The organism is Haloferax sp. S2CR25 (genome assembly GCF_031624535.1).
In the GTDB taxonomy this organism is placed as follows: domain Archaea; phylum Halobacteriota; class Halobacteria; order Halobacteriales; family Haloferacaceae; genus Haloferax; species Haloferax massiliensis.
The window spans coordinates 374,085-395,686 of the sequence record NZ_JAMQOO010000002.1 but is presented as its reverse complement, the minus strand read 5'-3'; the positions used below and the strand labels follow the sequence as shown (position 1 = coordinate 395,686).

The window sequence follows — 21,602 nt, the reverse complement described above, 5'->3', positions numbered from 1 at the left end:
CTGGTTGATTTTCGAGCCGTCGAGAATATTATCAAGTAATTTACTACAACAGCGGTAGTGGCCAGCACCAAAACTATAAATAATCACTAATTGTAGAATACAGACTGTAATGGTTGATGCTGACTCACGCGAGGGCGAGCGTACTGGCGTCTCTCGACGCAGTTTTGTGAAGGCGGCCGGCGCATCGGGCGTCGCCGTCGGGCTGGCCGGATGTATTAGCACCGGCGGTGGAGACGGAAACGGCGGCGGCAACGGCGGCACGGACGCCGACACCGACACGCCGATTAACACCGAAGAGACAACCGACGAAATCACGCTTCAGTGGGCCGCCGACACCCGGGTCGCGGAGGCGGAAGCGGAAGTCGTGCAGGCGCTCCGGGACGCGGGCCTCCCGGAGAACATCGACATCGACATCCTCGCCGGCTCGCAGGTGACCGACAACAGACAGGCGCAGTATCAGCAGTGGCTCTCCGGCGGTCGCTCGGAGCCGACGCTGCTCATGATGGACAGCGGGTGGACGATTCCGTTCATCGCCCGCAACCAACTGCAGAACCTCTCGCAGTCGCTCCCCGATGAGTTGACGTCGACCATCGAAGAGGAGTACTTCGAGGCCAGCGTCTCGACGGCGATGGGACCGAACGGCGACCTCTACGGTCAGCCGCTGTTCCCCGACTTCCCGACGATTCAGTACCGGAAGGACCTGCTCCGCAACGCGGGTTACACGGACGAGGACTTCTCGACGTGGGCGACCGAGTCGATGTCGTGGGAGGAGTTCTCGCGGATTACGAGAGAGGCGCTCGACGCCAACGAAGACATCGAGAACGGGTTTACGTTCCAGGCGAACGTCTACGAGGGCCTGTCGTGCTGTGACTTCAACGAGTTCATGACCTCGTACGGCGGCGCGTACTTCGGCGGCCGCGAGAACCTGTTCGGCCCCATCGGCGACCGCCCCATCACGGTCGAAGAGGAGCCGGTCATCAACGCGATTCGGATGGTTCGGACGCTCATCCACGGCGAGGACGACGAGTACGCCCTCGACGGCATCACGGGCGGCATCTCGCCCGAAGCGGTCCTCCAGTGGACCGAGGACCCGTCCCGCCAACCCTTCACGACCGGCAACGCGGTCATGCACCGCAACTGGCCGTACTCCATCGTCATCAACGGCGCGGAGCCGTCGGCGGAGAACGAGCAGACCGGCTTCGGCGAGGACCTCGGCGTCATGCCGATTCCGTACGGCGTCACCGCCGACGAGGCCCAGTACGAGGGCACCGGCGGCCCCGTCGCCGCACTCGGCGGCTGGCACATGACGATGAACCCGAACTCGTCGGACGAACAGAAGCAGGCAGCGGTGCAGGTGCTTCGGACGATGCAAACCGAGCAGTTCCAGCTCGACATGTTCCGCATCATCGGCTGGATTCCGCCGCGCCCGTCGCTGCTCGACTCCGACGAGGCCGCCGAGGTGCCCATCATCGGCCGCTACCTCGACGCCCTGAAGGTCGCCGGCGAGAACGCGATTCCGCGGCCGGTCACCGTCGTCTGGCCGCAGCAGTCCGGCCGCATCGCTCAGGAGGTCAACGCCACGTTCGCCCAGGAGAAATCCCCCGAACAGGCGATGTCCGACCTCGCATCACAGCTCGAACAGATCGAGCAGAGCGCGTAGAGTAACGTCTTTACCGAGACGTAACCAAGATACACGTTATCATTTGACATGGCTACAGAACAACAATCAGGGGAAGCACTTTCCGACACCCGAAACAGCGGCCCGTACGCCTCGGCCGTCAACTGGATGGAGTCGCTTTCCGAGACGCAGTTCGCGTACCTGCTTTTGACGCCCGCGCTCGTCCTCTTGGGGGTAATCGCCGTCTACCCGCTGGTCTCGACGTTCAGCATGTCGCTGTTCGCAGACCAGTTGACCGGGAGCGCGCGGCTCGGCGAGTTCGTCGGACTGCAGAACTACGTGGACCTGTTCACCGGCGCGCGGAACTACGCGCTGCCGTCGCAGTTCCTCCCGACGTTCACCTCGGAGTTCCCCTTCGTCACGAACATCTACTCCAGCGCGCTCGCGGTGACGCTCATCTTCACCGTCTTCAGCGTGCTGTTCGAAACGCTCATCGGCTTCGGTCAGGCGCTCATCCTCGACCAGGACTTCCGCGGGCGGCGGTGGGTCCGCGTCGCCATCATCATCCCGTGGGCCGTCCCCATCGTCATCCAGGGGATGATCTGGTACCTGATGTTCCAGCCGAACATCGGCTTCCTCGTCGGCACGACCGAGAACCCGGCGCTGTTGAACCAACTCGGCCTCATCGGCACCACGCCGCTTCGGAACACCGCCGACGCGCTGTTCCTCATCATCGTGGCCGACGTGTGGAAGACCTCGGCGTTCATGGCGCTTCTCATCCTCGCGGGGATGCAGAGCATCGACCGGTCTCTGTACGACGTGGCGAAGGTCGCCGGCGCGTCGCGCTGGCAGCAGTTCAAGCTCATCACCTTCCCGCTCATCCTGCCGACGGTGCTCGTGGCGATGCTGTTCCGCACCATCGACGCGATGCGCGTCTACGGTATCATCCAGACCATGGCCGGCTGTCAGACGGTCCCGTCGTTGTCGTGTCTCGTCGTCACGACGTTCAACACGCCGCTGTACGGGACCTCGGCGACCGTGGCGTTCGTCACCGCGGGCATCATCGCCGTCGTGGTCTCGGTGTACATCGTGAACTTCGCCAGCGAGGGTCTCTGAGATGTCCAACGAAACTCCGGGAGCCGGCATCGGCTCCGACGACGCCGACACGAAACGCGGGCCGCTCGGCCGCTGGGTCGACTCGGCCATCAAGAACCCCGACAGGGTCTACCGCGCGATGTTCTACGTGGCGATGCTGTTCTTCCTCGTCACGACGCTGTTCCCGTTCTACTGGCTGCTGGTGCTCGCGCTCACGCCGAACAACCTCATCGCCGACATGGGGCTCGTGCCGAACGGGTTCAACCCGCAGGTGTTCGTCGCCATGTTCGAACGGGTGCCGTTCCACTACTACATGTTCAACAGCTTCGTGCTGGGCATCACGACCACCGTGCTCGTGTTGCTCATCGCCAGCCTCGCGGGGTACGTCTTCGGTCGCCTCCGGTTCCCCGGCAAGGGCGTGCTGATGCTCGGCATCCTCGCCATCAGCTACTTCCCCCCGGCGGCGTTTCTCATCCCGCTTTTCGAGCTGTTCACCGGGAACACCTCGCTCACCGTCGGGATGGTGACGATATCGACGCCGGACCTGTTCAACACGCCGGCACCGATGGTGTTCCCGTTCAGCGCGCTGTTCCTGCCGCTGTCGATATTCATCCTCACGACCTTCTACGGGCAGATTCCCGACGGGTTGGAGGATGCCGCGCGGGTGGAGGGAACGACCCGACTGGGCGCGCTATTCCGCGTCATCGTGCCGCTTTCGGCACCCGGCGTGGCGACCGCGGGCGTCCTCACGTTCATCAGCGTCTACAACGAGTTCTTCTTCTCGTTCCTGATGAACAACGGCGAGGCCGACTCGTGGGCCCCCATCGTCGCGGGTATCCTGAAGTATCAGGGGCAGTTCGACACCCCGTACAACCTGATGGCCGCCGCCTCCATCGTGGGAGTCTTACCCGTGGCCATCCTTGTCATCATCGCACAGGAACGCATCGTGAGTGGACTGACCGCAGGAGCGCTGAAGGAGTAATCATGGGAGACGTAACACTCGAACACGTAAGCAAGCACTACGACGACGTAACGGCGGTCGACGACATGAACCTCGACATCGACGACGGAGAATTCATCTGTCTCGTCGGTCCGTCGGGGTGCGGGAAGTCGACGACCATGGAGATGATTGCGGGCCTCACCATCCCCTCGGAGGGGAAGGTGTTCATCGGCGACCGCGAGGTGACGAACCTCCCGCCGAAGGACCGCGGGGTGGCGATGGTGTTCCAGAACATCGCGCTGTTCCCCCACATGGACGTCTACGACAACATCTCCTTCGGGCTCCGCCTCCGCAACTACGACAAGGAGGAAATCGAGCGCCGCGTCGAGCGCGCCGCCGAAATCGTCCAGTTGCAGGGGATGCTCGAACGCATGCCCGACGAGATGTCCGGCGGCCAGCGCCAGCGCGTCGCCATCGCTCGCGCCATCGTCCGCAACCCCGGCGTCTTCCTGATGGACGAGCCGTTAGCGAACCTCGACGCGAAGCTCCGGGTCCACATGCGGACCGAACTCCAGCGCCTCCACAAGGAACTGGACACGACCATCATCTACGTCACCCACGACCAGGCGGAGGCGATGACGATGTCCGACCGCATCGCGGTCATCGACTCCGGCCAACTCCAGCAGATAGACCCGCCGCTGGTCTGTTACAACGAGCCGTCGAACCTGTTCGTCGCGGGCTTCATCGGCTCGCCCTCGATGAACTTCCTCGACGGCGAAGTCACCGAAGGCGGCTTCGTCTCGACCAACATCGACGTGGAGTTCGACCCCGCCGACCTCGGCGTCGAACCGGGGACGGACGTCACGATGGGCATCCGCCCGGAGGACGTGTACCTCGTCGAAGAGGAGTCGCTTGTCTCGAACCCCAGCCGCCGCATCGACGCCGTGACGGACGTGCTCGAACCGATGGGCGACGAGATATTCGTCTACCTGAAGCTCTCGGAGTCGGCCGAGACGGACCTCGAAGACACGAGCGGCGTCGCCAACGACCAACTGCTGATGAGCGTCGCCCCCGACACCGACATCGAGGAGGACGAGGACGTGACGGTCGTCCTCGACCGCTCGCGCGTCCACCTCTTCGACACGGCGACGGGCGAGGCCATCAGCCACGGCATCGAGACGGCCGTCCAGACGAGCGGCGCGGCCGGCACGGAAGCCGAAAGCGACGACTGACGCGCCCGTAAAACGGCCCGCGTCGGTTCGTCCTCGACCCCGCACGCGACTCGCACAGCCCGCACAACGCTCACCGAACCCACCCACAGCACACACTCACACCCATGGTCAACGAACTCGGATTGTTGTACCTCGGCGGCATGACCGTCCTGTTTTTCTTCTGGGCCTACGGTATCGTCTCGTTCCTCCTCGACCTGAAGAACAAGTTCATCCCGAAGGGGAGGCAGTACCTCCGCGGACGGCGTCGGCTCAAGGAGGAACAGCGCCGCGAAGAAGAACGCAAGGAGCGAGAAGAACAGCTCTACTGAACGCCGACTCGACCCGCGTGTCCCGTCTCGTCTCGCCCCGTCTGGTCCGGCTCCATTGCACGCCACCCGTCGCAGTGAGAACGCTTGCTAACCGGGGTCTCGCGGTCGATTCTGGCAATTCAGCCCAAAGAACGTGAAACTTAACACCACCAGTAGTTAATCATCGAATCATGAGCACGGAATCATCGGTCCGAATCGGTATCGTCGGACTCGGAAACATCGGACACCACCACGCAGACCGCCTCGTCGACCTCGGCGCGACCCTCGTCGGCGGCCTCGACATCATGGCGGACGCCCGTCGGCGCTTCGCGGAGAAGTACGACGTGAACACCTACGAGGAGAAGTCGGAACTGTTCGAGGCGGTCGACGCGGTCATCATCACCACCCCGAACCGCTTCCACGAGGAGTACGCCGTCGCCGCGCTCGACGCGGGCCTCGACGTCCTGCTCGAAAAGCCGCTGGCGCACTCGCTCGAATCCGCCGAGCGAATCGCCGAGGCGGCCGAGGAGGCCGACGGCTTCTGCATGGTCGGCTTCAACAACCGCTTTGCCAACCCCGTCGAGGTCGTCCGCCACCACTACGAGGAGGGCCGCCTCGGCGACGTCACCCACGTCGAGGCCAACTACGTCCGCCGCCGCGGCATCCCCGGCCGCGGGTCGTGGTTCACCTCGAAGGAGGTCGCGGGCGGCGGGTCGCTCATCGACATCGGCGTCCACGCCATCGACCTCGCGCTCTACTTCCTCGACTTCCCCGAGGTCGTCGAAGTCTCCGGCGTCACCCGCTCCGAGTTCGGCGACCGCGACGACTACACCTTCGTCGAGATGTGGGGCGAGGACGTGGGCCCGGAGGCCTTCGACGTGGACGACTCCGCGAGCGCCTTCATCCGCACCGACGAGGGGACGACCATCTCCCTCGAAGTCGCGTGGGCGACGAACCGCCCGACCAACGACGAGTTCTTCCTCCGCGGCACGGAGGGCGGCGTGCGCTTCGACCGCGCGAGCCACGATCTCCAGTTCTACGAGGACGGCGTCGGCGGCGGCAACCACCTCTCGACGACGGACGTGGTGACGCAGGACAACGACACCCACAAGACCGAACAGGAGGCGTTCCTCGCGGCCGTCGCCGAGGGCGAACACCCCGGCCGCAACACGGTCGAACAGGGCCTCGCCGTCCAGCGCGTCATCGACGCAATCTACCGCTCGTCGGAGACGGGGAAGGCGGTCCGCCTCGACGCGGCCGAGACCGAGACCGAGACGCCCCCGGCGAACTGACCACCGCGAACGCGAACACCTCTCAGTCCCACTTCTCACACCATGTCCGTCATCGACTCACTCAGGCGCCCGGAACACACCGGCGAGAACCGCTGTCTGCCGTGTACCGCCGTCAACGTCGCAATCGTCGTCGTCGTCGGTCTCGCGGTCAGCGTGCTCTCGCCGGTCGCCGGCCTCGTCGTCCTCGTCGGCGGCGCGCTCTCTGTGTACCTCCGGGGCTACGTCGTCCCCGGCACGCCCTCGTTCGCGCCGCAGTTGGTCGGCGCAGTCGGCCTCGCCGGCGTCTTCGACCACGGCGACGAGGGGCCGGCCTCGGACCGCCGCTCGGAATCGCTCGACGCCAACGTCGACCCCGACGTGATGCTCTCGGCGCTCCTGAACGCCGGCGTCCTCGTCGAAGAAGAAGACGGGCTGTTCCTCACTGACGACGCCCGCGAGGAGTGGGAGTCGACGATGGCGACGCTCCGGAAGACCACCGACGAGGAACTCGCCGAGGCCGTCGCCAACGCGGTCCCGTTCGACGCGACGGTCGACGCCGAGTTCGATGGCATCTCGCTCGACGGTCCCTCGATGTCCGTGTGGATTTCCCGGCCGCAGGCCATCGCGGACGTGGCGACCCTCTACACGGTCGTCGAGCGCGGCGTCGACCCGATGGTCGCGCTCGCGGCCACGGAGCCGATGCGGATGTTCGCCGAGGTCTGTCCGGACTGCGGCGGCCCGGTCGAGGAGACGACGACGCGCAACTGCTGCGGCGGCACCGCGGGGCTGTACGACTCACCGGAACACGAGGTGCTCGGCTGTGCGGACTGCGGCGCGGTCGTCTACGAGTTCCCCGACGAGTAGCCGTCGCTGGCGAGGGCGGCGGGCCCGAAAAGCTACGTGCGGTGACTGACGACGCGGCTTCAGACGATTTCGTCGCGGTTCGGAACCTCGTCGCGGCCGAGCAGAATCTCCTGTCCTTCCACGTCTTCGAGCGCGGCGACCAGTCCGCCGACTTCGACGACGCTCTCTTCGGTCTCGATGTGGAGCGACGCGACCTCCTCCGTGTCCTCGAAGGCCGTCTCGATGACGCGGCCCTCGACCACGACGGGGTCGCCCGTCTCGATGTCGCGGCCGGAGACGGAGGCGTAGAAGTCGCCGTCTATCTCGCGGATGTCCTTGACGGCCCGGCGGATGGAGGCGTAGCGGCGCGGGAACGGCCGACGCTTGCCGTTGGCGACGATGGTCTCGGCGGTGGTCCAGAGGACGGTCCCGAAGAAGCCGCTGACGAGGAAGCCGAGCGCGGAGCGGTTGAAGATGACGCCGTAGCGGTCGCGGTCGTCTCGGAGGGCGTCCTGCGTCGCGTAGATGGAGTACTCGCCGTCGGCGACCGCGAGGACGGGCGAGGTGATGCCGCGGCGGGCGCGGGCGATGGTCGCCACGTCGAGGTAGTTGAACTCCTCGGGGTCGGGCGCGCGGGAGGCGGGCGTGACGAGCAGGTCGATGCTGACGCCGCTATCGATGGCCGCCGCGAGGTCGTCGCGGAAGCGACGGAGCAGGTCGGGCGTCAAAGAGAGCACGAGTTCGTACTCGGCGGCCTCGATAATCTCCTCGATGTAGCGGAGGATGGTCGACCGCGACTTGACGAGCGAAACCGCCTCGGTGTCGCGGGCGGGGGCGGTGTACCGCGCCTCCAGTTCCTCGATGAGTTCCTCCAGCGAGGTCTTGACGTTCGCGAAGGCGTCGTCGGGGTCGACGGCGACGATTTTCATCGGCCGCGACTCGCGGAGTTCGACGAGGCCGCGGTCGGACAGGCTCCGGACCGTGTCGTACACCCGCGGCTGGGGGATGCTGGTTCGGTCGGCGATTTCGCTCGCCGTCAACTGTCCGTGTTCGAGGACGGCCAGATACGCGTCTATCTCGTACTCACCGAGGTTGAAGCGCTCACCGACTCGCTCCATGGTGAGCCGCAGTTCGTCGGCCATGCTCGTGACGTGTACGGCATCACCTAAATCATTTACTGAAATCCGAGTAGCACGAAATTCCGAAAACAAGTGGCACAACTGATAGCAGGGTGGCCGCCGAATATCGCGGGACGGCGGGCGAATCGCCCCTCACATGTACATCCGGTCTTCCGGGAGGTCGGCCTCGCTGTCGTGGAGTCGCTCGGCGAGTTCGGCGTAGTACTGCTGCACCTCGGCCGCAAAGGACTCCAGCGGCGAGGAGTCGACGCCGAGGTCGTACACGTCGTCGGCGGCGTCGACGAGTCGAATCGCCGCCTCAACGTCGGGGACCTGCGCGTGGACGGGCGTGACGTAGACGCCGACGCCGAGGGGCGACCCGATGCCGCGCTCGACGAGCGCCGCGTTGGTGCCGTCGAAGAATCCGCGCCCCATCGGCGGGATGTCGCTGTCGGCGAGTCGCGCCTCGCGGTAGTCGTCGGTGGCGATGTAGAACACGCGGTGTTCGTCCGGGCCGTGGGCCATCGGAATCCCCGACAGGACGGCGAGTTCCTCCACCTGATTTCGTTCGGTCCACTCCAGGATGGCGTTTCCGAACTGCGTGCCGTGGACCGCCGGGACGAACAGTTCGCCGACGAGCACGGTCACGTCGAGGTCGTCGCGGGAGAACAGTCGCGTGTGGTGTCGGGGCCGCCCGTCCTCGAAGGGCGTCACCGCCGGGAGGCCCTCGACGGTGAGGTGACCGGTCTGTTCGAGGTCGAGGTGGTCGACGATGAAGTCGACGGCCGTGAGGCCGGCGAGTCCGAACGACGAAAAGCCACAGAGGAGCGCTCGACTGGGCGGGGTGTCGTGCGTTATCCGGAAGTCGGGACGGGAGGTCGTCGCGTTGCTCATACTAATATTGCGACGCCCCGACACTTAGCCGTTCACCGCGACCGCCCCCCGTAGTAACAACCCTTTTTTCGCCGCTCCCCGTTGCGGTTTCCATGCACGGAGTCGAGGGGGTTGCCGACGTGTCGGGCGCGTCGGGCGGGGTACCGACTGCGGGGATCCACGTCGCGGTCGCCCCGCTCCAGTCCACGGCGCTCACGCCGCCGACGTTCGTGCCGGAGTACCTCTTGTTCCCGGGGTGGCGCATCGCCGTCGCGCTCGTCATCGTCACCCTGTCGGTCGGGCTCTCGAAGTACATCGTCCGCCTGCTCGGCCGGCCGGTCGCCCGGCAGTTCCGCCGTCAGAGCGTCGCCCAGACCGTCCTCCGAATCGTCCGCCTCGCCATCGTCCTCGTCGGCGTCGGCGTCGGGGCGAACGTCCTCGGCCTCGAACTCGGCGACATCGTCCTCTCGGTGACGGTGTTTTCGGCGGTGCTCGGTATCGTCCTCGCGCCCATCGTCGGGAGCATCATCAACGGGGTGTTCGTCCTCTCGGACCAGCCGTTCGAAATCGGCGACATGATCGAACTCGACGACGGCACGAAGGGCTTCATCGACGAGATTACCCTGAGCTACACGAAGATATTCACCCTCGACAACACCTTTCTCGTGATGTCGAACTCGAACATCCGCGACCGCGACGTCATCAACTACTCCGCGGAGGACGAGCGGACCCGCCTGTCGCTCGACGTGCTCGTCACCTACGAGTCGGACATCGACGCCGCCCGCGACCTCGTCGAGCGCGCCGCCCGCGACTGCGACGCGGTGGTTGAAGGCGGGCCGGACATCCGCATCGGGAGCGCCCGCTACCCGGCGAAGCCGACCGCCTACATCAACTCCTACGCCGACAACGGCGTCCTCCTGCGCCTCCGCTACTGGGCGCTGAAACCGTACAAAATCGGCCGCATCCAGTCCGAGGTCCAGACGCGGCTCTGGACGCTCGTCGAGGAGTCAGAGGCGACCGTCGAGTTCGCCTACCCGCACACCCACCTCGTCTTCGACGAGACGAGCGGGAGCCTCCACGTCACCGGCGACGAGGCCGCGAACCGGCGTCACGCCACCGCGTCGCCGGCACCGGGAGCGCCTACCCACCCGGTCTCCGGGGAGGGCGGCGAAGCCCCGGTCGATGCGGCTGATTCGGCCGACGCGGCCGACGCGACTGACTCCCCGAATTCGGCTGACGCGGAGTCGACGGACACCGCCGACGACGACTGAGCGGGTAGCGCCCGAGACGGTCGGCACTGGGGCGGCGGCGGAAACGGAAAACCGACCGAACCCGAACCCGAGCGTCGCCGGTTCAGTCGTCCGCGCGGACGGTGATGACCGTGCAGTCGAGCTTTTCGCGGAGGAACACGTCGATGTCGGGGTCGTCGAGGAACCGCCGGAGCATCCGCCGCCAGCGGCTCGCCTGTTTCGACCCGATGACGACGATGTCGGCCTCCTCGGCGGCGACCTCTTCGAGAATCGTCTCCTCGACGAGGAAGCCCCGGCGGACCACGTAGCGCGCGCGGACGAGCGGGCCGAACTCGCCTTCGACCGCCCGCTTGAGTTCGGTCCGCGTCACGCCGCGGTTCGACTGGTAGAGGTCGACGTGGAGGACCGTCAGTTCGGCGTCGCGCTCTCTCGCGACGCGGACGGCCTCTTCGAGCGTCGCCCGGGAGTGCTTCGAGAGGGGGTATCGAACCGGGACCACGACCCGTGTCATACTCCGAAGCCACTCGCCGGGCGTGCGTGAACCTTTCCCTCTCGGACGGGTTCGCCGGCGGCCGCGTCTCGGTTTCGGCCCCGTTCCGCGCTCAGTCGTCGGCGCGGGTGGCCGACCGGCGCTCGATGCGGCCCTCGACGGCGGCGTCGAAGCCGACCTCGCGGGCGTACCGCGCCAGCGCGTCGTGTTGAATCTCGAACTCGCCGACGCGGTGGGCCTGCGTGATAGCCGGGAACTCCTGTGTGCTGTGCAGCAGGTAGTCGCTCGTGGCGACGGTGTAGCGCGCCTCGGGGTCGATTGGCTCGCCGTCGACGAACGCCTCGACCACCTCGTCTCGGTCGTCGTCCCAGACGATGCGCGCGCCGCTGACGTGGGCGTGCCACCAGTCGGGTTCGCCGAAGCCCATCTCGGCTCCGCGGGCGGCTCCGAACGCCGCCAGTAGCTCCGTGCCGGTCACCTCGGCGACGACGAGGTGTTCCTCGAAGGGAACGAGGCTCACGAGGTCGGCGTGGGTCACGTCGGGGCCGATGGGCGGGCCGGAGCGGATGCCGCCGCTGTTCTGGAGCCCCACGTCCGCGCCGGTCGCCCAGCGGTAGGCGTCGGCGATGGCGTTGCCGACGCGGCACTCGCCGGCCGCGACGGTCTCCTCGGCGCGGTCCATCGGGCGGTCGATGCGACAGAGAACTTCGTCGAGCCCGGCGGCGTCGACTCGCCCCTCCAGCGCCGCCACCAGTCCCTCGTCGGGTCGGTACTCGGCGGTCCGGTGGCGGACCGTCTCGATTCGGTCGGCGGCGACGCGGACCTCCCAGACGACGTGGCCGTTCGCGCCGGGGCGGACGATTGGCACGCCGTCGACCACGTCGTCGCGTTCGGCGTGGACGTGGCCGCCGAGGACGAGGTCCACGTCGCACCGCGCGACGAGTTCGTCGTCGCCGCTCCCGAGGTGCGAGAGCGCCACGACGAGGTCCGCGCCGTCGTCTCTGAGGGCGGCGGCCGCGTCGGCGGCGGCCTCGTAGGGGTCCGAGAAGTCGAGGTCGACCGCCTCGGGGTTGATTGAGCCGGTCGCGGGGTCGGTGACGCCGAAGAAGCCGAGCGTCAGCCCGTCGACCCCGCGGGTCGTCCGCGGGACGGTTCCCTCGGCGGCGGCGAACCGGACGCCGCCCTCGCCGCGGACGTTGCTCGTAACCCACGTCGGCCGGCTTGCGGCGACGAGTTCGCGGGTCCGGCTCGCCCCGTAGTCGAAGTCGTGGTTGCCGAACGTTTCGAGGTCGGCGTCCACGGCGTCGTAGAAGTCGAGCGCCTGCCCGCCGCGCTCGACGAGCGAGAGGACGCCCGGCGCGGTGTTGTCGCCGGTGCCGACCACGAGCGAGTCGTCGCCGGCGAGGGCGCTGACACAGCCCGCGAGGCGGCCGGCGCGCTCGGTGTCGTCGAAGACGTTCTCGATGTCGGAGTAGTGGAGGAGCCGAGGCATTCGCTTCTCGAATGTGGCGGTGCGGGCGGATAAGAAGCCGTCGGGACGGCCCGCGGGTCGGGCGAGACAGCGCAGAACCGGCGCGACTGCCCTCGCCTCGACGCGGGCGAGTTACGTCTCTACTCGTCGTCTTCTCCTTCGAGTTCGAACGCGACTTCGACCTCGGCTTGGTACTCCCGCGTCTCGACGGACGCGAGTTCGACGCCGAGCTCCTTTACTTCGACCCAGTGGACGCCCGCGAGCGTCTCCTCCGCGCGGTTAATCGCGTCGTCGACGGCGGCGTCGAAACTCTCTGCACTCCGACCGACGAGGGTGATTTTCTTGAACACCATCTCGTCGGACCCTTCGTCTTACTATCACAAATAATCGTCCCCAACTCGGCGGCCGGGGGCCGGGGCGAACGGAGCAACCCCCGACGCGTCGTCGCGGGACTCAGTCGTCGACCCGATACGGGCGCGCGGTCTCGGCCCGCGCCGCGACGAGCGTCCGCCCCCACGCCACGGCCGAGGGGTCGTAGCTCACGACCAGCGCCTCGGGTCCGCCCATGTGGTCGTAGACGACGAGCGTGACCGAGGCCGTCGTCGGCCGGTTCATCACTACGACGCCGAACGCCGGGTCGTCGTCGACCGCGCACACGCGGACGCCGGCGTCGACCATCGCGTCGAGACCGTCGGGATAGCGATTCGAGAGCCAGTCGAGCGACTCCGCGGAGAGAACGAGCGTGGCGCTGTCGCCGAGCCGCGCGAGCTGTTCGCTCCCCTCGGGCCAGAGGCTGAACAGAAACGGGCCGTTGAAGCCGGTGAGCGTCGTCACCTCGCCGAGGTCGAAATCGAGCGAGGTCCGCTGTTCCATCGCCGTGAGGTCGCCCGTACAGACGACCGCGTCGCGGAACAGCGAGGGCGGCGGGTTGACCGACTCGGGGAGGCGGTCGAGCACCGGCCCCGCGCCGAGCACGTTCGCCATCGCCCGTATCGCTTCGTCGTGTGTCTCCAGCGCGACGCGGCCCGCCGTCGTAGCGACGAACCCGCCGTCCGACCGTTCTACGAGGCCGAGGTCGACGAGTCGCTCGACGCCGCGGTCGACGGTGGACCGAGAGACTGAGAGCGTGCGGACCAGCTCGGCCTTCGCTAGCGGCTCCGACGAGAGCGCCTGCAGAATCTGACTGCGGCGACCGACCGTCTCGAACGCGGCGGCGGCGTCCTCGCCATCGTCCTCGTCTCCGTCTCCGACCCAGCTCGACATCGGTGTGAACGTCTCAGCCCGTGTACAAATGTATATCGGGACTCGGAGAGATTCTCCCCCAGTCGGCCGATTCCGACGTACTGGTGTCCGCCCCGTCGTGTCAACGGGCCGTCCCTTCGAGCCGGCTCTGTAACGCGCCGACCACGTCGGAGAGGTGTGCGGTCCCCCAGACGGCGACGATGACGCCGCCGACGGCGTCGAACACGAGGTCGAGGAGCGTGTCGTCGGGGCCGTACTGCGTCAGCACCGACCCGGTGCCGGCGAGCGAGGCCACCCCGGAGATGGCGAACTCGATGACCTCCCAGAAGACGCCGAACGCGAGGACGAAAAGCAGGATGAAGACGAACATGAACCGCGGCGGCAGGTAGATGTCCGTCGTGTGCTCGTCGACCGCGCGGACGGTCGCGTAGCCGGCCGCCGCGACGACCGACGACGACAGCGCGTGGGTGAGGTGGTCCCACCACCAGACGCCCGCGTAGAAACTGGTCTCCGAACCGGGGAGGCCGACCGTGCCGAGCGCGTGGAGGAACGCCGCGGAGGATATCCAGAGCGTCAGTCCGGCGTCCATCGGGATGCGGTAGTCGCGTTCGAGTAGCGCCGGGAGGTAGGTCACGCCGAGGCCGACGAGCGCGTTGACGACGATGCCGAAGTTCCCGCGGTCGAGGCCGATGAAGACGAGGCCGACGAGGACCACCTGCATCGCCCGAGAGAGCTGACGCTGGCGTCGCGCGTCGATGCGGAGGTAGGTGCGAAGATTCACGACGACTCACCGCCCTCCGACGCGGGGTGGTCGTCCGCCTCCGCCGCCTCCGTCGTCTCCGACACGTCGGCCATCTCCGCGACCTCCTCCGGAAGCCGCTCGCGCGAGGCGGCCCGGCGGCGGAAGTAGTACTCGAACAGCAACCCGGCGGCGAGACCGGCGACGGTGGCGGCGACGAAGTCCCACATCAGCCCCGCCTCGATAACGTCGTCGGGCCGGCCGTTCAAAAGCAGGCGCGTCCCGAGGTAGAGGTCGGAGAGCCACTGGACGACCGCCCAGACGCCGGCGGCGGCCATCGTGGCGATGACGACGAAGAAGACGGCGAAGGAGTGGTTCATGCGGACCGGCGTGAACACGTCGAGTTCGACGGCGACGATGAGCGCGATGGCGGCCACCGCGAGGTACGTCGAGACGCGGCCGGTGAACGCCACGCCGCCGATGGTCTGGCCCCGAACGAGGACGCGGGCGACGAGCGGGAGCGAGGCGAGCGCGACGACCTCCCACGGAAGCATCGCTCGCGGTTCGCGGAAGGCGACGGCCGGAACGACGGTGACCGCGGCCACGACGGCCGCGAAGCCGCCCCAGACGAGGTCGCCGCCGGTGACGACGCTCCCGACGGCGACGGCGACGAGGAAGCCGACGAACAGCCACGCGAGCGCCGCGTTGAGCCGTCTGCTCCGGACGAATCGCGCCAGCTCCGTCTCTGCGGCCTGCGACATGCTCGTCCGTTAGCGACGGGCTGAGAAAACGTTTGGGCGAAGACGCCCCGTTTCGATTACGTGTTCGTGCCGTGAACGACCTCGTAGTCGTTCCCACCACCGTTCGACACGCCGATGATTGCCCACTCGTATGGAAGGTCGATACCGCGAAGCCGCTCTCGAAGCGAGCTGATGTGGTCGTCCCACGTCACGAAGCAGCGGAACCGATACGGTGTCTCGGTTCCGCCGTCTGCGAGCACCGGACGGCATTCGGTCGCTTCGCGCGAACTCAGTGCGGTCACGTGGACCGTACGCCACTTGCGTTCGGCCAGCATATCGGGTCCGTCCCCCGAGACGGAGTAGCCGAGCCGGCCGAATATCGACCGAGCCTCCTGAACAGGAGGCATCGAAGCCTGGGCCATGCAGGTCAACGTACACCCGCACCCCTGATAAAGATTGTCACGGTATACCATACCAATAATCGGCGAGCGGCCGCGCCGGACGCTCGACTACTCGTGAGCGGCGTCCCACTCCTCGGGTTTGCGGACGTTCCCGCAGTTGTTGCACTCGATGCGGGCCATCGTGTCCATCGCGGTGTCGAACGAGTCGCAGTTCCCGCAGAGGTAGCCCCATCGGTTCTCGGCGTCCTCGGTCGAATAGACGACGTAGAACGGTCCCTTCGAGCCTCGCTCTGGCTCGTCGGTGGCGACGAAGACGGTCTTACCGCTCGATACGGTCTGGGTCTGAAGTTCGGCCATGCCACCGCTTCGCGCGGGGGCGGCTTAAGAAATTGGTCCCTACGTCCGGAACGACTCGCCGCACCCGCAACTGCTCTCGGCGTTCGGGTTGTCGACGTGGAAGCCCGCGCCCTGCAGGCCGCCTTCGAAGTCGAGGGTCGAACCGCCGATGTAGTTCATGCTCGCGGGGTCGACGAACACGCGGAGACCGTGCTGTTCGACGACCGTGTCGTCGTCTTCGGGTTCGTTGTCGAAGCGCATCCCGTAGGACAACCCGGCGCAACCGCCCTGCTGGACGAACAGCCGGAGTCCGGCCACGTCGGTGTCCATCGACTCGCCTTCGAGGAGGGAGACGGCCTCGTCCGCGGCCGCGGGCGTGACCGTGACCGCCACATCGCCGCCGCCACTCGCGGATTCCGTGCTCATACGCCCCATTATACTGTGGGAACGGTTAACTGTGGCGCAGGCGGAACTTCGCGCGCCGACCCGGTAGGCTGCGGCTACCGGGTGCGAGACGGACAGAAAACGGCTCGACTCGGCCGTTCGGCCTACTCTTTACTCTTCGAACCGCTCGCGGACGCTCTGGGCGTGCGCGTCGAGGCCTTCCGCCTCGGCGAGCGTCGTAATCGTCTCCGAGAGCTCCGACAGCCCGTCGCGGTCGAGGCGCTGGACCGTCGTCGAGCGGACGAAGTGGTCCACCGAGAGCCCGCCCTGCCGCTTCGCGCCGCCGCCGGTCGGGAGGACGTGGTTCGTCCCGGAGGCGTAGTCGCCGGCCGCGACGGGCGTGTACGGGCCGAGGAAGACGCTCCCCGCGGAGTCGATGCGGTCCAACAGCGCCTCGTCGTCGTCGGCCTGAATCGTCAGGTGCTCGGCGGCGTACTCCTCGGCGAACAGCACCGCCTCGGACATCGACCGCGCGAGGAGGACGCCCGACGCGTCGTTTTCGAGCGCCGCCTCGATGGTCTCGGCCCGGTCGCGCTCGCCCGCCTGTCGCTCGACCTCCGCGACGATGTCCGCGGCGAGGTCGGCGTCGTCGGTGACGGCGACGACAGACGCGTTCGGGTCGTGTTCGGCCTGCGCGACGAGGTCGGCGGCGACGAACCGCGCCTCGGCGGTCTCGTCGGCGACGACGAGTACTTCGGAGGGGCCGGCGAGGAAGTCGATGTCCACGTCGCCGCGGACCTCGGCCTTCGCCGCCGTGACCCACTTGTTGCCCGGCCCGACGACTTTCTGGACGGCCTTCACCGTCTCCGTGCCGTAGGCGAGCGCGGCGATGCCCTGCGCGCCGCCGACCGAGTACACCGCGTCCGCGCCCGCGACGTGCATCGCGGCGAGCGTGACGGGGTTCATCGGCTCCGCGGGCGGCGTGGCGACCGCGACGTGTTCGACGCCAGCGACCTTCGCGGGGATGACGCCCATGAGGACGCTCGACGGGTAGGCGGCGGTGCCGCCGGGGGCGTAGACGCCGACCCGGTCGAGCGGCCGGTAGCGACGACCCAGTTCGCGGGTGCCGTCGTCGCCGAACTCCTCGCGCCAGTCCTCGGGGACCTGCTTCTCGTGGAACTCGCGGACGTTCGCCGCGGCGTCCTCGATGGCCTCGCGCACGTCGTCGTCGATTTCGTCGTAGGCGCGCTCGGCGGCGTCGGTCACGTCGATGTTGCCGACCTGGACGCCGTCGAACTCCTTTGAGAACTCACGGACTGCGACGTCGCCCTCTCGGCTGACCCGCTCGACGATGTCGCGCACGTCGGAGCGAACCTCGCCGACGCCGGCGTCCCGCTCGAAGAAGGCGCGGCGGGCGTCGGTGCCGAGGTCGGCTAGTTCGAGAACCTCGATGTTCATACCCCGGCTTTGCGGCCGGCGCGAAAAGTCGTTGCGGATGCGGTGGGCGGGCGGTTGGCGGTCGTCCGGTTCGCGCCGACAGTCGCCGAGCGGGGGTCGACCACCCTCCTCCGTCACCCGAGGAGCGTCGAGTACAGGAGCCACCCGTTCAGCGCCACGATGACGGCGATAACGACGCCGAGGACGCCGGTCGTCGTCGCCCGGTTGCGGAAGGTCCCCATCAGCGACGCCTCGTGGGTGAACCAGAGGAGCGGAATCAGCACGAACGGCAGTTCGAAGCTCAGCGCGACCTGCGAGGCGACGAGCACCGACGTGGGGTCGAACCCCGCGGCGACGATGAGGAGACTCGGCACGAGCGTGACCGACCGCCGGAGCCAGACGTTGATGTTGAGGTCCAGAAAGCCGTCCATGACGGTCTGGCCGGCCATCGTCGCCACGAGCGACGACGAGAGCCCGGCGGCGATGAGCGCGACGCCGAACGCGAGGCTCGCGTTCGCGCCGAAGACGCCGCTGAGGGTGACGTACGCCTCTTCGAGCGTCTCGATGCCGGTTCCCTGAAGCGCCGCGGCGGCGACGATGAGCATCGCGGCGTTCACGAACATCGCGCCGAAGAGCGCGACGACGGTGTCGAGGCGCTCCAGCCGGAAGTGGCGGCGGTGGACGGATTCGGTGTCGCCGTCGGACTCGATGAGGCGGTCGCGGCGGTCCTGGACGATGTACGGGTGGAGGTAGACGCTGTGGGGCATCACGGTCGCGCCGAGGATGCCGATGGCGACGTACAGCGCCGAGGCGTTCGGCACGGTCGGGACGAGGCCGGACGCGACGGTCGAAGCGGTCGGCCTCGCCAGCGCCATCTCGAAGACGAACGAGAGCGCGATGACGCCGACGAGCGACATGACGGTGAGTTCGACCCAGCGGAACCCCCGTTTGTGGGCGGTCCGAACGCCGAGGAGGGCGAACGAGCTCACCGCCGCGAGGACGGCCCCCGCCCACAGCGGGAGCGAGAAGACGAGGCTGAAGCCGATTGCGGCCCCGATGATTTCGGCCATGTCGGTGGCGACCATCGCCAGCTCCGCGGCGGCCCACAGGACCACGACGACGGGTCCCGAGAACCGCTCGCGGCAGAGCTGTGCCACGCCCTTTCCGGTGGCGATGCCGAGTTTGGCGGCGAGCACCTGAATTCCCATCGCCATGACGCTGGCGAGGACGATGACCCACAGCAGGGCGGGGCCGAACTTCGCGCCGCCCGAGATGTTTGTCGCCCAGTTGCCGGGGTCCATGTACGCGACGCTGATGATAAAACCGGGGCCGAGATACGAGAGAAGTTCGCGGAGCGAGGGGCGCATCCCCTACCGCCACCCCGATTGTTCATTGAGACGAATGCATGAATTTGCCATGTCTAATAATAGTTTAGCTCAAAAACTAAAGTCACTGTCGCTCGTCTCAGACGCGAACCAGCGGGGGAGTAAAACGAGTCGGGCGCGGACGCGGGGTCGCCGCCGGGCCGGGCGTCACGCCGCGCCGCTGCGCCGGGTTATGCCACGTGGCGCTGTTCAGTGTACGTCAGCGTCCGGTCGTCGGTCTCGATTGTCGTCTGGACCGTAATCCAGCCGTCGGCCTGCCGGACCGCGAACGCCTCCGAGTACGAGAGTTTGACGCGCTTCGTCGTCGTGTACGACTCGCCCGCCGCGAGGTCGCCGACCGCTTGGGACCCGCGCCAGACCTCGTCGTCCGGGTCGGTGCTGTTGCCGACGAAGATGCGACTGTAGACGGTGACGCCGGAACTATCGGCGTCCTGTTGGTTCGTTATCGTGCTGGTCACGTCGCGACACGTCTGGCCGCAGTTCTCGATGTTGTCGACGACGACACCGAACGGCGGCACCGATTCGCTCTCGGCCGCGTCGCCGCCGCTGTCGCTGTCGCTGCTGCCGCTGTCGCTGCTGTCGCTGCTGTCGCTCCCGCCGCTGTCACCGCCGTCGTCATCGGGCGGTGCGGTCGTCTTCGTGGGGAACGGTTCGTCTGACTCGGCGTCGTCGTCGGAGAACGGTCCGACTCCGGTCACGAACGCGGCCGAGACGCCGGCCGTGAGGAGGACCAGAACTGTCGCGGCGACGAGGAGTGTTCGTCTCATATGAGTTGGTGATTCGGGTTGAACGGGTGGCGTTCAGCGCAGTTGTCGGCTACCTTCGGGTTGCACTTAGTTACGCACCCGAAAAGTCGTCGGCGCGGTCGCTTAGCGAGTCCCCAAGCGAGCCGTCGAGCGCCCCGCTCAGGAAGTCGCTAACGATGCGGTGGACGTCCGATACGAACTCCGGAACCGGGTCCGGGAGCTCGCCCGGCGGCCCCTGCTGTCCGGCCTCTGACGCGGGGGACGATTCGCGTGCGTTCTCGGACGGTGCGGCGGCGGCGACGCCCGCGGTCGCGACGAGGACCGCGAGCGCGACGCCGACGAGAGTGAGTCGGGTCATGGTGAATCGCTCCGGTCGCCACTCGCGGGGCGACGCTCATGAAAAGCGGACACCGTGGCGGGCGTTTTGCGTCGGTTTCGCCGAGTTTCGACGCGGTTCACACCGAATTGCCGCCGGTTCGGAGCCGTTACTGGTTCAACGCTTCGCGCATGGCGGCGAACCCGGCTTCGGGGTCCACGTCCGCGCCCTGCGCCTCCAGCGCCTCGCTGAGGGCGGTCAGGAGGAACGAGACGTTCTCCGGCCGCGCCGAGTGGCCCATACAGCCGACGCGGAAGATGTCGCCCGCGAGCGCGCCGAGGCCGCCGGCGATTTCGAGGTCGTAGTGTTCGAGGACGTAGTCGATTGCCGCGCCCGCGTCGACGCCGTCGGGGACGAGCACCGCGTTGAGGCTGGGGAGCCAGTAGTCGTCTTCGGGGTTGAGGCCGAGGCCCATCGCCTCGACGCCGGCTTTCAGCGCGCCCGCGACCCGGCGGTGGCGCGCCCACCGCGCTTCGATGCCCTCTTCGGCGACCAGCCGGAGCGCCTCGCGGATGGCGTAGACGTTGGTGATGGGCGCGGTGTGGTGGTACGAGCGGTCGTCGCCCCAGTAGCCCTCCAGCAGCGACAGGTCGAGGTACCACGAGCGGGTCGGCTCCTCGCGCGAGAGAACCTTGTCCATCGCGCGGTCGTTGAGCGTCAGCGGGCTCGCGCCCGGCGGGCACGACAGGCACTTCTGCGGGCCGGAGTAGGCTGCGTCGATGCCCCAGTCGTCGACTTCGAGTTCGACCCCGCCGAGCGAGGTGACGGTGTCGGCGACGACGAGCGCGTCGTGGTCGTGGGCGATGCTCGTCAGTTCGGGGACGCCCGGCTGTTTCACGCCCGTCGAGGTCTCGGCGTGGACGAACCCGAACACGTCCGGCTGGTGCTCGTCGAAGGCGTCCTGCACGTCCGCGGGGTCGAGCGGCTCGCCCCACGGCGCGTCCACGTGGACGACCTCGCCGCCGGCGCGCTCGGCCATCGACTCCATGCGGCCGCCGAAGTAGCCGTTCGTCGGGACGAGCATCGTGTCACCCGGTTCGACGAGGTTGCCGATGGCCGCCTCCATCGACGCCGACCCGGTACCCGAGACCGGAATCGTCCACTTGTTGTCGGTGCGGAACGTGTAACGCATGAGCTCCTGCACCTCGTTCATGATGTCGATAAACGACGGGTCGAGGTGACCGACCAGCGGCGTGGACATCGCGCGGAGGACGCGCGGGTGAACGTCGCTCGGGCCGGGGCCCATCAGCGTGCGATTCGGCGGGGTGAGTTCGCCGACATCGGGTGCATCGGACATGGTCTGATGTGACGTGCCACGCAAACCGGCA

Annotated in this window: 24 protein-coding genes; 8 read left to right on the top strand and 16 right to left on the bottom strand. The window is 67.4% G+C overall.

All coding sequences use genetic code 11. The annotated features are described in order from the left end of the window. The first annotated feature begins 166 nt into the window (after positions 1-166). The 7 genes from NDI65_RS07375 (at position 167) to NDI65_RS07345 (ending at position 7,307) form a co-directional block, all read left to right on the top strand. Complete coding sequence (locus NDI65_RS07375) at positions 167-1,660, top strand: extracellular solute-binding protein (RefSeq protein ID WP_345784707.1); 1,494 nt, start codon at positions 167-169, stop codon at positions 1,658-1,660. A 126-nt stretch (positions 1,661-1,786) separates the two neighbouring features. Then, positions 1,787-2,734: a sugar ABC transporter permease gene (locus NDI65_RS07370; protein WP_089777410.1), complete on the top strand. Its 948-nt coding sequence runs from the start codon at positions 1,787-1,789 to the stop codon at positions 2,732-2,734. A 1-nt stretch (position 2,735) separates the two neighbouring features. Then, complete coding sequence (locus NDI65_RS07365; protein WP_310893521.1) at positions 2,736-3,695, top strand: carbohydrate ABC transporter permease; 960 nt, start codon at positions 2,736-2,738, stop codon at positions 3,693-3,695. A gap of 2 nt (positions 3,696-3,697) precedes the next feature. Further along, entirely contained in the window at positions 3,698-4,885 is a 1,188-nt protein-coding gene (locus NDI65_RS07360) for an ABC transporter ATP-binding protein (RefSeq protein WP_089777408.1), read from the top strand. 104 nt (positions 4,886-4,989) lie between these two features. After that, complete coding sequence (locus NDI65_RS07355) at positions 4,990-5,193, top strand: hypothetical protein (RefSeq protein WP_042662700.1); 204 nt, start codon at positions 4,990-4,992, stop codon at positions 5,191-5,193. A 170-nt stretch (positions 5,194-5,363) separates the two neighbouring features. Continuing rightward, positions 5,364-6,464, top strand: coding sequence for a Gfo/Idh/MocA family oxidoreductase (locus NDI65_RS07350; RefSeq protein ID WP_089777407.1), 1,101 nt, complete (start codon positions 5,364-5,366; stop codon positions 6,462-6,464). A 42-nt stretch (positions 6,465-6,506) separates the two neighbouring features. Further along, positions 6,507-7,307 carry a hypothetical protein gene (locus NDI65_RS07345; protein WP_089777406.1) on the top strand — a complete coding sequence of 267 codons (801 nt, stop codon included), beginning with the start codon at positions 6,507-6,509 and terminating at the stop codon, positions 7,305-7,307. A 59-nt stretch (positions 7,308-7,366) separates the two neighbouring features. Here the strand turns inward: NDI65_RS07345 and NDI65_RS07340 are convergent, their stop codons facing one another. Both NDI65_RS07340 and NDI65_RS07335 read right to left on the bottom strand, forming a co-directional pair. Continuing rightward, positions 7,367-8,428: a TrmB family transcriptional regulator gene (locus NDI65_RS07340; protein ID WP_042662698.1), complete on the bottom strand. Its 1,062-nt coding sequence runs from the start codon at positions 8,426-8,428 to the stop codon at positions 7,367-7,369. A gap of 129 nt (positions 8,429-8,557) precedes the next feature. Then, positions 8,558-9,298: a PAC2 family protein gene (locus NDI65_RS07335; RefSeq protein ID WP_089777405.1), complete on the bottom strand. Its 741-nt coding sequence runs from the start codon at positions 9,296-9,298 to the stop codon at positions 8,558-8,560. A 92-nt stretch (positions 9,299-9,390) separates the two neighbouring features. Here NDI65_RS07335 and NDI65_RS07330 point away from each other — a divergent pair, with 92 nt between their 5' ends. After that, on the top strand, positions 9,391-10,548 hold the full coding sequence (locus NDI65_RS07330; RefSeq protein ID WP_089777404.1) for a mechanosensitive ion channel family protein: 1,158 nt from the start codon (positions 9,391-9,393) through the stop codon (positions 10,546-10,548). A gap of 82 nt (positions 10,549-10,630) precedes the next feature. On the opposite strand, the gene NDI65_RS07325 is transcribed toward NDI65_RS07330, so the two are convergent. The 14 genes from NDI65_RS07325 to NDI65_RS07260 form a co-directional block, all read right to left on the bottom strand. Beyond that, positions 10,631-11,038 (bottom strand): universal stress protein, encoded by a 408-nt coding sequence (locus NDI65_RS07325; protein ID WP_042662696.1) that lies wholly within the window; start codon positions 11,036-11,038, stop codon positions 10,631-10,633. A 91-nt stretch (positions 11,039-11,129) separates the two neighbouring features. After that, complete coding sequence (locus tag NDI65_RS07320; protein WP_089777403.1) at positions 11,130-12,509, bottom strand: bifunctional metallophosphatase/5'-nucleotidase; 1,380 nt, start codon at positions 12,507-12,509, stop codon at positions 11,130-11,132. 119 nt (positions 12,510-12,628) lie between these two features. Continuing rightward, entirely contained in the window at positions 12,629-12,841 is a 213-nt protein-coding gene (locus tag NDI65_RS07315) for a dodecin (protein ID WP_008576032.1), read from the bottom strand. A 100-nt stretch (positions 12,842-12,941) separates the two neighbouring features. Then, entirely contained in the window at positions 12,942-13,751 is an 810-nt protein-coding gene (locus NDI65_RS07310; RefSeq protein WP_089777402.1) for a MarR family transcriptional regulator, read from the bottom strand. Between the two features lie 100 nt (positions 13,752-13,851). Then, positions 13,852-14,511, bottom strand: coding sequence for a hypothetical protein (locus NDI65_RS07305; RefSeq protein ID WP_089777401.1), 660 nt, complete (start codon positions 14,509-14,511; stop codon positions 13,852-13,854). Further along, positions 14,508-15,230 (bottom strand): hypothetical protein, encoded by a 723-nt coding sequence (locus tag NDI65_RS07300; protein WP_089777400.1) that lies wholly within the window; start codon positions 15,228-15,230, stop codon positions 14,508-14,510. The genes NDI65_RS07305 and NDI65_RS07300 overlap by 4 nt, the downstream gene beginning before the upstream one ends. A gap of 56 nt (positions 15,231-15,286) precedes the next feature. Further along, positions 15,287-15,631 (bottom strand): hypothetical protein, encoded by a 345-nt coding sequence (locus NDI65_RS07295; protein WP_089777399.1) that lies wholly within the window; start codon positions 15,629-15,631, stop codon positions 15,287-15,289. An 87-nt stretch (positions 15,632-15,718) separates the two neighbouring features. After that, positions 15,719-15,967, bottom strand: a complete 249-nt coding sequence (locus NDI65_RS07290; RefSeq protein WP_004042840.1) for a DUF5816 domain-containing protein — start codon at positions 15,965-15,967, stop codon at positions 15,719-15,721. A gap of 39 nt (positions 15,968-16,006) precedes the next feature. Beyond that, positions 16,007-16,372 carry an iron-sulfur cluster assembly accessory protein gene (locus tag NDI65_RS07285; RefSeq protein ID WP_008095106.1) on the bottom strand — a complete coding sequence of 122 codons (366 nt, stop codon included), beginning with the start codon at positions 16,370-16,372 and terminating at the stop codon, positions 16,007-16,009. 129 nt (positions 16,373-16,501) lie between these two features. After that, a complete protein-coding gene (gene hisD, locus NDI65_RS07280) occupies positions 16,502-17,782 on the bottom strand; it encodes a histidinol dehydrogenase (RefSeq protein ID WP_193310941.1) in 1,281 nt (426 codons plus the stop codon). A gap of 119 nt (positions 17,783-17,901) precedes the next feature. Next, positions 17,902-19,134, bottom strand: coding sequence for an Nramp family divalent metal transporter (locus NDI65_RS07275; protein WP_089777397.1), 1,233 nt, complete (start codon positions 19,132-19,134; stop codon positions 17,902-17,904). 188 nt (positions 19,135-19,322) lie between these two features. Next, positions 19,323-19,919, bottom strand: a complete 597-nt coding sequence (locus NDI65_RS07270) for a hypothetical protein (RefSeq protein WP_089777396.1) — start codon at positions 19,917-19,919, stop codon at positions 19,323-19,325. A gap of 70 nt (positions 19,920-19,989) precedes the next feature. Then, positions 19,990-20,256, bottom strand: coding sequence for a hypothetical protein (locus NDI65_RS07265; RefSeq protein ID WP_089777395.1), 267 nt, complete (start codon positions 20,254-20,256; stop codon positions 19,990-19,992). Positions 20,257-20,383: 127 nt separating this feature from the next. Next, a complete protein-coding gene (locus NDI65_RS07260) occupies positions 20,384-21,520 on the bottom strand; it encodes an alanine--glyoxylate aminotransferase family protein (protein ID WP_193310940.1) in 1,137 nt (378 codons plus the stop codon). Positions 21,521-21,602: the final 82 nt, after the last annotated feature.

Coding starts and splice junctions, on each gene's coding strand:
- NDI65_RS07370 (WP_089777410.1), top strand. CDS start 1,787: ATGGAGTCGCTTTCCGAGACGCAGTTCGCGTACCTGCTTTTGACGCCC.
- NDI65_RS07365 (WP_310893521.1), top strand. CDS start 2,736: ATGTCCAACGAAACTCCGGGAGCCGGCATCGGCTCCGACGACGCCGAC.
- NDI65_RS07360 (WP_089777408.1), top strand. CDS start 3,698: ATGGGAGACGTAACACTCGAACACGTAAGCAAGCACTACGACGACGTA.
- NDI65_RS07355 (WP_042662700.1), top strand. CDS start 4,990: ATGGTCAACGAACTCGGATTGTTGTACCTCGGCGGCATGACCGTCCTG.
- NDI65_RS07350 (WP_089777407.1), top strand. CDS start 5,364: ATGAGCACGGAATCATCGGTCCGAATCGGTATCGTCGGACTCGGAAAC.
- NDI65_RS07345 (WP_089777406.1), top strand. CDS start 6,507: ATGTCCGTCATCGACTCACTCAGGCGCCCGGAACACACCGGCGAGAAC.
- NDI65_RS07340 (WP_042662698.1), bottom strand. CDS start 8,428: ATGGCCGACGAACTGCGGCTCACCATGGAGCGAGTCGGTGAGCGCTTC.
- NDI65_RS07335 (WP_089777405.1), bottom strand. CDS start 9,298: ATGAGCAACGCGACGACCTCCCGTCCCGACTTCCGGATAACGCACGAC.
- NDI65_RS07330 (WP_089777404.1), top strand. CDS start 9,391: ATGCACGGAGTCGAGGGGGTTGCCGACGTGTCGGGCGCGTCGGGCGGG.
- NDI65_RS07325 (WP_042662696.1), bottom strand. CDS start 11,038: ATGACACGGGTCGTGGTCCCGGTTCGATACCCCCTCTCGAAGCACTCC.
- NDI65_RS07320 (WP_089777403.1), bottom strand. CDS start 12,509: ATGCCTCGGCTCCTCCACTACTCCGACATCGAGAACGTCTTCGACGAC.
- NDI65_RS07315 (WP_008576032.1), bottom strand. CDS start 12,841: ATGGTGTTCAAGAAAATCACCCTCGTCGGTCGGAGTGCAGAGAGTTTC.
- NDI65_RS07310 (WP_089777402.1), bottom strand. CDS start 13,751: ATGTCGAGCTGGGTCGGAGACGGAGACGAGGACGATGGCGAGGACGCC.
- NDI65_RS07300 (WP_089777400.1), bottom strand. CDS start 15,230: ATGTCGCAGGCCGCAGAGACGGAGCTGGCGCGATTCGTCCGGAGCAGA.
- NDI65_RS07295 (WP_089777399.1), bottom strand. CDS start 15,631: ATGGCCCAGGCTTCGATGCCTCCTGTTCAGGAGGCTCGGTCGATATTC.
- NDI65_RS07290 (WP_004042840.1), bottom strand. CDS start 15,967: ATGGCCGAACTTCAGACCCAGACCGTATCGAGCGGTAAGACCGTCTTC.
- NDI65_RS07285 (WP_008095106.1), bottom strand. CDS start 16,372: ATGAGCACGGAATCCGCGAGTGGCGGCGGCGATGTGGCGGTCACGGTC.
- NDI65_RS07275 (WP_089777397.1), bottom strand. CDS start 19,134: ATGCGCCCCTCGCTCCGCGAACTTCTCTCGTATCTCGGCCCCGGTTTT.
- NDI65_RS07270 (WP_089777396.1), bottom strand. CDS start 19,919: ATGAGACGAACACTCCTCGTCGCCGCGACAGTTCTGGTCCTCCTCACG.
- NDI65_RS07265 (WP_089777395.1), bottom strand. CDS start 20,256: ATGACCCGACTCACTCTCGTCGGCGTCGCGCTCGCGGTCCTCGTCGCG.
- NDI65_RS07260 (WP_193310940.1), bottom strand. CDS start 21,520: ATGGGCCCCGGCCCGAGCGACGTTCACCCGCGCGTCCTCCGCGCGATG.